The following is an 8,840-nucleotide window of genomic DNA, read 5'->3' as shown; positions in this document are numbered from 1 at the left end:
TTTTCTATTCTGTCAGCCATATTCTGGAACACTCTCAGCCCATGTTCCGAAAACGGTCGATTGTGGAACAGTGGGGGGGATCCACTTGATACCGTTCAAAACTCTACTCAATCGCGGATGTGAAGCCGAATGCGAACCGAACTTAACAAGAGCCAAAGTTTCCATTCAGCACCATCTTTAGGCGGATTGACCATGCGCTTTACTTGCGCATTCGGTTTGGATCGCAGATTGTCTTGAAATGGTTATGGTTTGCTATCTTGATGACAGTGACGCGGAGACTTCAAGCGTGGGAACACTGGCGGGGTATGTAGCCACTGCTGACAATTGGGAGATTGTTGAGGCTCACTTACAGAGCGTCTGTGATGCCTATGATGTGACCACACTCCACGCCAAGGAGTTTCATGACACCAAGGGCGACTTCAAAGGCTGGTCTCGCATCAAGAAGAACAGCTTTGTTGATGAGCTTTACGCTAAAGCCAACCATATGACTTGGGGCGTAGCGTTCAGCATGGCGAAAGACTGGTCAGACGTGAAAAAGCAAACCACTGGCAACGAGCGGATGTCTCTCTTTGGCGTAGTTTTTGCGGCGATCTTGCTCAAGCTCCACAGCGGCAATCCGTTGTCACAACTCATCCAAGAGCATGGGTTAGCCTTCAAGGTTGAGAGTGGTCACAGAAACAACGATGAGATTGAACAATACTTCCACAGAATGTCCAAGAATGAGCACTACGATGGGACGCTCAAGTCCATTGAGTTTGTCGACAAGCATAGCTCTAGAGCCATTCAGCTTGCAGATTTTCTGGCATTTCACTCGCGCCGGAGGGCTGCTCTTGCCTGCGCCACAGGCAAAGGAAACAGCCTACCTACAAAGGGCATACTCAAACGAATCCATACCAAAGTTCCGCACCTTGAAGCGATCACTCCAAGAGGCATGAAATTGCGGACAGCAACGCTTGAAGAATTTGAGACTGAGAACCCGTTTAGGGTTCCGCGCTAATCGATCCTTCGGTCGAGCTTTGAAGAGAGGTGTCCCTTTTTTCAGTAATTGGCTGATGAAAATGGTCACGAATGCGTTGGAGCACGGACTCACAGCACTGCTTTATGGGTTGGCATGAACATCCCGCCACGATGCACCCTGCCCTCTGGTGAGTTCTGCTAGGCTGTAGTTCTGGGTCAAAAGCAATGACGTATTTGTGGAATGCGCTCCGTCCGCTAGATCGTATCTATGACTAAGACCAAGATTGATCTGGAAGCTGCAATCCCCGCAATGGTCGCCAAGTTTCCAAAGGAGGAGAATGCGATCAGGAACTCTGTTGCGCTCATCCGAGAAGCCCTCCCAGAAAATGAGTTGAGCGCCATTCGCTATGCCGCTGCACATATGGTCAAGAACTGGGTTAACTGGATGGATAAGGAGCTTGTGCCTTATCCTGATGTGCATGGGCTTGGCGCTCTCGTGATCACAGATCGCCGCCTGCTCTACATCGACGGCACAAAGCAATATGGATGGCGGAAAGAAGGTCCACCACCTCGATTGGAACACGCGATCTTCAAGCTCTCTAAATGGTCATTCCCTCAATCGGGCGGAAGTCGCCCCGATGTGTTTGACGCGGGGCTTTGGTTCGGTGATCGCGTGGTTGGTCTGGACCTGCTCCGACGCGATGAGATGGAGGAACTCAACTTGGTTTTGGAAGCGCTTGTATAGGAGTTATTGCACGCCATAGATCAAGCAAGCGAATTGGTCATCTCTTCAGCGTTCATTGCCGCATTGTAGAAGACGGGGTGGCAAACTTCGAATGACTGATAGCGGAAAAGTAGGGACTAGTTTCGCTGAATCGCGTTGTGGTATAACGGGGCACAACCGGTAGACAGGAGACTACGATGACCTATCGCCAACAACTCGCAGACGTGGACCGCAACCTCAGCTACTTCAAGCGCGGTATGCGTTGCTTCATGCAAGGACAGGACCGCACTGAAACCCACATCAATGTGCTTAAGAAGACCAAGCACAACCTAGAGCGGTTGATCGCTGCTGGCTACGCCTGACGCTTTCTATGCCTCTCACTAATGGGTTCAGACCGTAAGCACGTCGACGCGTCGGCGTGGTCTTTGTTGATCGAGGACAATTCCCGCTGCCAGACTCTAATGAGCGCATCTGCCACCCGCCATATAAGGTCAATCAACGATCTCGTCTGAAACTTTGTTGTAGTATGCGAAAGCCCGCTCAAGCTCAGCTTGGAGACGCGGCAACTCAGCCGTGTGACCGCAAGCTTTCGCTTCATTCATCGCATCCCTAGCAGCTACCAGTTGATCCAAGGCGTCTGACCATTTTGGGTAGTCTGGGTGGTCTTCAATCGCCAACAATGATCTCCTTTTTCTTGATACGGCTTGGCAACACCTTCTATGGGCAAGCTATGGCACTTCCAAACCTTTACAGTCGTCGAAAACGGCTTTCTTCTGGTGATGTTCCAGACGTTTACACTCATGATAAGATCGCGACTACCGTTCGCATATCTCTCTTCAAAACTATGAACCGCGCAATCGGGGAGGCTGGCGCAAGCGGTTTCGAAGTTTGGAAATGTGTAAAAGAAGTGCTGTTAGAGGACCTTGGCGTTTATCGGCTGACAGAACGAGATGGGAGGTCAGAAGAAGATGTTGAAACATATTTCTCGCACACAGCCGAAATTGACAGGGCTTTAGATGTTATTGAACTCTGGCACGCGTTCTTGATCGTTGAAATATCACAGGATCGACTCACGCGAACATACAAACCGATGCAGAACGCAGTTGAGACAATCAATGCCCGCCTCAAAGAGAGTGGTATCGGCTTTGCGATTGAAGATGGCAACATCATGGAGAAGTCCACGGAATTCACCCATGTTGAGATGACCGTGCCAGCCTTGCGGGTGCTGTCAGAGAAGCGTTTTGCTGGTGCTAATGAGGAATTTCGGAAGGCTCATGATGCCTACAAGGTTGGCGACTACAAAGACTGCATTTCCAATTGTCTAAAAGCGTTCGAGAGCGTGATGAAGTCGATTGCCGATGAGCAGAAGTGGGGTCTGGACCCAAACGCCACTGCAAAGGCTCTCATTAACGCTCTGTTGGATAATGATTACATTCCAGCATTCATGCAAACTCAATTTGGAAGCTTGCGCACCTTTCTTGAGAGCGGAATCCCGACTGTCAGAAACAAGACATCAGGACACGGTCAGGGCGCTGAGCCTGTAGAGGTTCCCAAGGCGTTGGCAGCCTATCAACTCCACCAGACTGCGGCTGTGATAGTCTTCTTGGCTGAATTGTAGGTCAACGGGTCGGGCGTGCAGCGGGCAGAATTCATAACGGCGGCAGAAAACGAGGGCTTGGACGACAGGTCCTATATTGCGGCACCGAGGGGCTGTGACCAACCAGTAAGCTTCAAGCGTCCATGGGTAGTAAGCATTTCGGATTCAGCAGAATCTGATACCAAGCTGTATGGATTTATGCACCGCGATCACCGCCGCACGAGAAGACTGCGGGCTATCTCAACGGGCTTTGGCTGAGAGGCTTGATGTCCCGCGCTTAAAGATCACACGGCTCGAAGCGGGCGTCGGCAGCGTCGAATTGCTCCTGCAAGTGATGCCTCTGGTCTCGCTGCGTCTTTCCAAAGTCGCGAAGGGACAGACCATTGTCCAGCAATTGAAGACCGCTCGACGGAAACGCGGTTGGTCGGTTCCACAATGCGCATTGAAAACTGATCTGGACCCGAGAACAATCGAAGCAGTTGAAGCGGGTGGAGGCTCAATTGCAAGCTTGATTAAAATGCTTGAAGTGGTCGCTCCGAACGCAATGCGGCAACCCGTTACGCGAGCCTATTGGGACTATGATCGTTCGAAAAGTTCAGAAGCTGACTCACGCTTCACGCCAATCGAGTTCTTGAACGAGATCGTTGGAGCATTCGGTGAAATTGCCCTCGACCCATGCTCTCATGCGGCAGCGCCAATTCAAGCCAAACGCAAGATCATTCTTCCAGAAGACGGATTAGAGGCTTGCTGGCAAACTGATGGTCTGGTGTGGATTAATCCTCCCTTCTCGCATCTTGCGCCATGGTTGGAGCGAGCGAACGAGGCTTGGCGGAACAAAGAAGTATCGAAGATGATCTTTCTGCTGCCTGCTTCTCGCTTGGACCTGCGTGCATACTTCGATTTGGCTGCGTGCAATGCTATCACATTGGTTCTTCGTGAAAGGCTCAGGTTCGTAAGAGAGGACAGCACGAGTCCGAGTTACCGTGCGCCTTTTGCGCTCACGCTAGTTGTATGGGGCTATAGTGATGATGAGATCGGTAACTTCATGACGCGTGTTCCATCGATCAAGATTCCGATGCGGAATGTGGATACAACGCGGCGATCTGGTTGATGGAAAGAGTTACGGGCTGCTCGTCTGCGACAAAATGATCTATTGGCTCTTCGTGTTGGTCTTACCGCGTGATCTTGACCACAGCCGTATCGATCATCCGCTTGACATAGTGCTCGGAATAGTCATCGCCTCGTCCAGCTTTAGCGATCTGTTCCATAACCTTTGATATGAAGGTGTCGTCTGAGCGCAGAGCGAATGGTGTCTGGCGCGCATAAGCATAGCTTGCGGTTCTGGTGGCGGCGTGAATATGACCGTCATCTCCAATGACACTGATAAGCCCGTCGATATCTTGGACAAGAGGTGCGCCACCTGTCCTAAAGTTTGGGCTAGTTCTCGGTTCAACGAAAGGTTTGAGATCAACCGTATCATTTCGGTCGAAACGCACACCCGTTCGGTTATCACTCAGCGGATCAATGACTCGATCTTTGAAGATTGGTGATGCCGTATAGTGAAGCTGAATCGGGTTGAATGGTGCAGCGTCAATTAACCCGCTTGACCAGTCGCCTCTCATAGTTCTGGTGTGAAGGTTATAACACGTTCGCGGGCGTTTGAGCGCGAAGAACAGGTGAATGCTTACGGTCTTAACATCGCCGTGAACGAATGAGCTTGATGACCATTGATATACGAAGCTGGAATCCTGAAACGGTGCAGGAAGCTCGCTAATGATCAGGTCAATCATCTCATCCTTATCATCGATAAAATCAGGCAAGACATACTTGTCGATGTCCAGCATGATCCAATGCTCACCCTCAGCGCTTGCACGAATTGTCGCAGGAGCGCCAGCGCGGGGTCTCAAGCGGCGAAACTGGTTCGGACCCTCCCGGATAGCCTGCCCCCTGATTAGCGCCATGTGCGGTTCTTTTGAGAGCCAGTCGATTAGGCTCACTAGCTCATCAAATGTGGTGATATCGAGATTGTGTAGATCGAACTTCGCGACATTATCAAAGTTCTGGATTTCAGTCGGTGTGATAACCTTAGTAAGAAGCGGTCGATCTGAACCACCGCCCGACGCATGAACCAGACAGGTCATGATCCCACCACCTTTAGGAGTTGCGTTGAGCGGGATTCGACGTGCCAACGAAAGCCAGATGCCGTTCGCACTTTTGTAATCTTCCAACTCTGATCTTGCTCAATTGCCCTTCGAAGTTCTTCACTGAATCTGGACATTGAACGCGGTGCCATATCGCGCCCCGTAATCGCGTTCTCACGAAAGTTTCTGAAGAGGTCAAAGAGACTGGAAGTGGTGTAGGTTCCAGAAGAGATTTGGTCGCGGTTCTCGGTAAGCCATTCTTGGACTGGACCAAGCACTAAACTTTGAGACTGATGACGGTGTAGCTCTTCGCGAAGATCGGCGAGAGGTTCTGCATCATCCGCTTGGACTGCACACCACATATTCTCGAAGCTGAATCGCTCAATCTCGTTATGAGGCACATCGTTCTTGAAGGTAAGTTGAGCAAAGCGTCTGGTGGATGTTTCATCAGCAATCACCTCGCTGAGCAAACGATTGGTTGTTCCGATTAGCGTAGTTGCATTACGTTTTGTCATGGTGGTGTTTGAGCGCATTGGGCGACGCTCAATCGTATCACTTGTGATGATATTTTTGATGCTCTCGATGTCGGCACGAGCCGCTTTGTCCATCTCATCAAGGACCAACACGCGCTTTTCGAACAAGCAAATGTTCCGATCATCCGTAAGCGCTTGAAAGTTTGTGTAGCCAGTGAAGTCAGAGATTGGCTGAATCATTTGGTTGACCAGATAGCTCTTGCCCTCGCCAGACTTACCAAAAATCACGGGCATCAAATGATGCTGAACAGGTCTATCTGCAAACTTGGTTTGAACTTGGTGGACGAACTTTCTCAGGATTGCAGCTATGAGTTTGTAGTCGCAGAGTTCGGTTTCAACGAAGTAGGTCTTGGCAAGATCATCGAAGTCAAAATCTTGTCGAACTTTCAAGCGCTGGACTGTCTCTTTGAGAGCCTGTTGGCGACCATCATATATCCACTGCTCAACCGCGTCATTGATACCACCGTAGTCCCCCGCGTTCATGCCTGCGTTACGCGCCGAGATTCGGCATTCACGCTTGATAGTCTCGCTGTCAATGCTGTGTGACCCTTGGTGAATGTCGCCGTTGAAACTAACGCGGGTCGATAGTTTTCTCAGCCTACCCAGAACGAAACCAGATGGTGTTGAGGGGTCTTCACCAAGGATGGAGTCAGTTACAGCCGCTATCTTTTGATCGCGCTCAGCATTTGCCCTGAACGCACGGCGCGCTTTTGAAATCTTTGCAACAGTTGTGATCTTAGCGGCGACAAGTTTTGAGAGATGATCGTCGGTGACGGGGTTTTCGAAATCGAGATTATCCAGCGCACCATCGACGTCTAGATTCTTAGCTGCACGCTCTAACCAATACTCCCGCTCCGCACTGAGTTGAGCTTCGTATTCTTCTGTGTTCATCGTCATGTTTGATACAAAATCCTTCCAAGTAAAATTGTGAGGCAGCGTTTCCCGCCGCCGCCTCACAATTATTCGCTGAATATGCGAATACCTGAAAAGAAATTGACTGTGCGGGAACACTTTCGCTTATTTACTTATATCAAAGGTGTATTTTGCATCTCAATATTAAAATGCAGTTTGTGCAAACTCGCATAGGGATAGGGTGCCCAGTGGGATGCACTACCCGCCAAACTGCCGATGTTTTGAGGGATTGGCGCGGTATGTCTGGTCAGCCCTGGAGATCGGATCGGGTTTTGTGTATCGCGAGTGCACGGATTATGCATACTAAGCCATACACTAAAAAATGGCTGAGAGCCGCCGCTCTCGAAGTTTATTGTATGTCGTGCATACCAGAATCTAAATTAAATAACTTCTCTTAAAAAATAATCCAAAAGTAAATACTAAGGGCAATACTCCCGTTTAGGTCTACACGCATGCATTCGGCGCAGCAGGAGTCCATCCGCGCCGATCATGGCTTTGCCGCAGTTGACCGAACGCAGGGCGGACAGCATCCGCTACGATCAGTGAGGAGTGCGCTCTTGCTGTCGCGAATGTTGATCGATCTCTATTGTCGCATCGACCTCCTTGACTGCAGCAACAGCGAATTCACCTGCGAGATGTCAGGCTCGCGCAACTCCAAGGACATTGCCTTTGCCATATTGGGCTTCCGCTATCCTTCGGGCATCGGGATCAGTCTTTGCCTCGATTCTCACCACGATGGAGTTGCCTTTCCCATTCGGTCTTACTTGGACTTTGTATTGCATCGTTAGCTTCTCCGATCTTGATCATCTTGCTTTTTAAGCGGTATCGCTTATGCGTCAAATCAATTTCGGCAAAGAGAGCTTTATGAAGAAAAGCGATACCGCTATTAAGGGTTGCGTGACCAAGCCAAAAATCTTCTTTGAAGCCTTGCATGTGCGTGTTCCCGAAGGGACTAAAGCGCGGCTTGACGCTCTGCGTGGCGACACGCGGCAGGGGGATTTTGTGCGCGAATTGTTGGAAGAAGCCATCGCAAAACGCGAGAAAAGGGCAAAACGCTAAGAGCGCTCCGATGTCTGCGTTAGTGCCTGCCCTCTAGCGGCGGGACATCAGATGGTTCACCTCAATATCAAAATCAGTTTTCAAAGAAGGCAACTGTGATGTCTGATGATCAATTCGAGCATTCTGCCGAAGATGCCAATGGGCTTTTCGAAATCCAGCCCATCGAAGGCACCGCGACCGAAAAATTGAAGATCATATTCGGCAACGCCAGACGATTGATATGGTCATATCACCATAAGAAAATATCAGAAGATGGCTTCACTCGAAATTACGCCGAGAACGTCTTTCATGTAAAAACTAGGCTCGATTCATTTCGTAAAAAGAGGGTTGTTGGCGTTCTGGCTTTCGCATTCTGTCTTCTCAGCCTTATGGGCGCAAAGAGCCTCACTTCATTCCTCGTCTCGGTCGTGATCCTTCTGATATCGGGACTTCTCACCTTCTACTTCCACACAGCGATCAAACTGTATGAAGGACTGTTTCAGAAGCTAAAGAGCGACATTCTGAATGACGATGAGGCAAGAGAGATGTTTCAAGAGGATGCCGATGCAGGAACCAACACAGCTTCACCAAATGAGTCCGTGTCCACAGCCCCACGTAAGTCTCACGCCGCAGCAGTCGGGGCAGCGATAGCGGGTGCTGCTACAGGAGCCGCCATCGTAAACGCAAAGTATGACGCGAAAAGAGAAGCTAAAGACAAGCGCGATAGGGAATTCAAGATCAAGCAACTTGAGCGCAAAGCCTATTCACTCTCGACCGAACGACGAGTGACGAAGGACGCAAAGCGTGCTCAGCAAATTGACGCAGACCTGAGACAAATCGAGATCGAGATGCTAGCGTTGAAATGACCTATTCCACAATCGACCGTTTTCGGAACATGGGCTGAGAGTGTTCCAGAATATGGCTGACAGAATAGAAAA

At 50.0% G+C, this 8,840-nt stretch carries 10 protein-coding genes; 6 read left to right on the top strand and 4 right to left on the bottom strand.

Annotation, left to right across the window (positions count from 1 at the left end):
- Positions 1-238 precede the first annotated feature (238 nt).
- From EH31_RS16595 to EH31_RS17680, 3 genes are all read left to right on the top strand, one after another.
- Positions 239-997, top strand: a complete 759-nt coding sequence (locus EH31_RS16595) for a DUF3800 domain-containing protein (RefSeq protein ID WP_034962500.1) — start codon at positions 239-241, stop codon at positions 995-997.
- A 228-nt stretch (positions 998-1,225) separates the two neighbouring features.
- On the top strand, positions 1,226-1,702 hold the full coding sequence (locus EH31_RS16590) for a hypothetical protein (protein ID WP_034962498.1): 477 nt from the start codon (positions 1,226-1,228) through the stop codon (positions 1,700-1,702).
- Positions 1,703-1,878: 176 nt separating this feature from the next.
- Positions 1,879-2,043 (top strand): hypothetical protein, encoded by a 165-nt coding sequence (locus EH31_RS17680; protein ID WP_161782172.1) that lies wholly within the window; start codon positions 1,879-1,881, stop codon positions 2,041-2,043.
- Between the two features lie 129 nt (positions 2,044-2,172).
- On the opposite strand, the gene EH31_RS16585 is transcribed toward EH31_RS17680, so the two are convergent.
- Positions 2,173-2,358 (bottom strand): hypothetical protein, encoded by a 186-nt coding sequence (locus EH31_RS16585; protein ID WP_034962497.1) that lies wholly within the window; start codon positions 2,356-2,358, stop codon positions 2,173-2,175.
- Positions 2,359-2,360: 2 nt separating this feature from the next.
- Between EH31_RS16585 and EH31_RS16580 the strand changes: the two genes are divergently transcribed.
- A complete protein-coding gene (locus EH31_RS16580) occupies positions 2,361-3,299 on the top strand; it encodes an STM4504/CBY_0614 family protein (protein ID WP_034962495.1) in 939 nt (312 codons plus the stop codon).
- A 169-nt stretch (positions 3,300-3,468) separates the two neighbouring features.
- Positions 3,469-4,389, top strand: a complete 921-nt coding sequence (locus EH31_RS16575; protein ID WP_034962493.1) for a DNA N-6-adenine-methyltransferase — start codon at positions 3,469-3,471, stop codon at positions 4,387-4,389.
- A 61-nt stretch (positions 4,390-4,450) separates the two neighbouring features.
- Here EH31_RS16575 and EH31_RS16570 read toward each other — a convergent pair whose 3' ends face one another.
- From EH31_RS16570 to EH31_RS17610, 3 genes are all read right to left on the bottom strand, one after another.
- On the bottom strand, positions 4,451-5,419 hold the full coding sequence (locus EH31_RS16570; protein WP_034962491.1) for a hypothetical protein: 969 nt from the start codon (positions 5,417-5,419) through the stop codon (positions 4,451-4,453).
- Positions 5,416-6,849 (bottom strand): VapE domain-containing protein, encoded by a 1,434-nt coding sequence (locus EH31_RS16565; RefSeq protein ID WP_034962489.1) that lies wholly within the window; start codon positions 6,847-6,849, stop codon positions 5,416-5,418. The genes EH31_RS16570 and EH31_RS16565 overlap by 4 nt, the downstream gene beginning before the upstream one ends.
- Positions 6,850-7,572: 723 nt before the next feature.
- Entirely contained in the window at positions 7,573-7,797 is a 225-nt protein-coding gene (locus EH31_RS17610) for a hypothetical protein (RefSeq protein ID WP_152553624.1), read from the bottom strand.
- Between the two features lie 224 nt (positions 7,798-8,021).
- Here EH31_RS17610 and EH31_RS16550 point away from each other — a divergent pair, with 224 nt between their 5' ends.
- Positions 8,022-8,768: a hypothetical protein gene (locus EH31_RS16550; RefSeq protein WP_034962483.1), complete on the top strand. Its 747-nt coding sequence runs from the start codon at positions 8,022-8,024 to the stop codon at positions 8,766-8,768.
- Positions 8,769-8,840 lie beyond the last annotated feature (72 nt).

Origin of the sequence: Erythrobacter longus, assembly GCF_000715015.1 — a bacterium.
In the GTDB taxonomy this organism is placed as follows: Bacteria; Pseudomonadota; Alphaproteobacteria; order Sphingomonadales; family Sphingomonadaceae; genus Erythrobacter; species Erythrobacter longus.
The sequence above is the reverse complement of the archived record's forward strand: the minus strand, read 5'-3'. Positions and strand labels throughout refer to the sequence as shown.

What these genes read in the sequence shown, in the direction of transcription:
- EH31_RS17680 (WP_161782172.1), top strand. Translation starts at nt 1,879, where the DNA reads ATGACCTATCGCCAACAACTCGCAGACGTGGACCGCAACCTCAGCTAC.
- EH31_RS16575 (WP_034962493.1), top strand. Translation starts at nt 3,469, where the DNA reads ATGGATTTATGCACCGCGATCACCGCCGCACGAGAAGACTGCGGGCTA.
- EH31_RS16590 (WP_034962498.1), top strand. Translation starts at nt 1,226, where the DNA reads ATGACTAAGACCAAGATTGATCTGGAAGCTGCAATCCCCGCAATGGTC.
- EH31_RS16565 (WP_034962489.1), bottom strand. Translation starts at nt 6,849, where the DNA reads ATGACGATGAACACAGAAGAATACGAAGCTCAACTCAGTGCGGAGCGG.
- EH31_RS16595 (WP_034962500.1), top strand. Translation starts at nt 239, where the DNA reads ATGGTTATGGTTTGCTATCTTGATGACAGTGACGCGGAGACTTCAAGC.
- EH31_RS16580 (WP_034962495.1), top strand. Translation starts at nt 2,361, where the DNA reads ATGATCTCCTTTTTCTTGATACGGCTTGGCAACACCTTCTATGGGCAA.
- EH31_RS16570 (WP_034962491.1), bottom strand. Translation starts at nt 5,419, where the DNA reads ATGACCTGTCTGGTTCATGCGTCGGGCGGTGGTTCAGATCGACCGCTT.
- EH31_RS17610 (WP_152553624.1), bottom strand. Translation starts at nt 7,797, where the DNA reads ATGCAAGGCTTCAAAGAAGATTTTTGGCTTGGTCACGCAACCCTTAAT.
- EH31_RS16550 (WP_034962483.1), top strand. Translation starts at nt 8,022, where the DNA reads ATGTCTGATGATCAATTCGAGCATTCTGCCGAAGATGCCAATGGGCTT.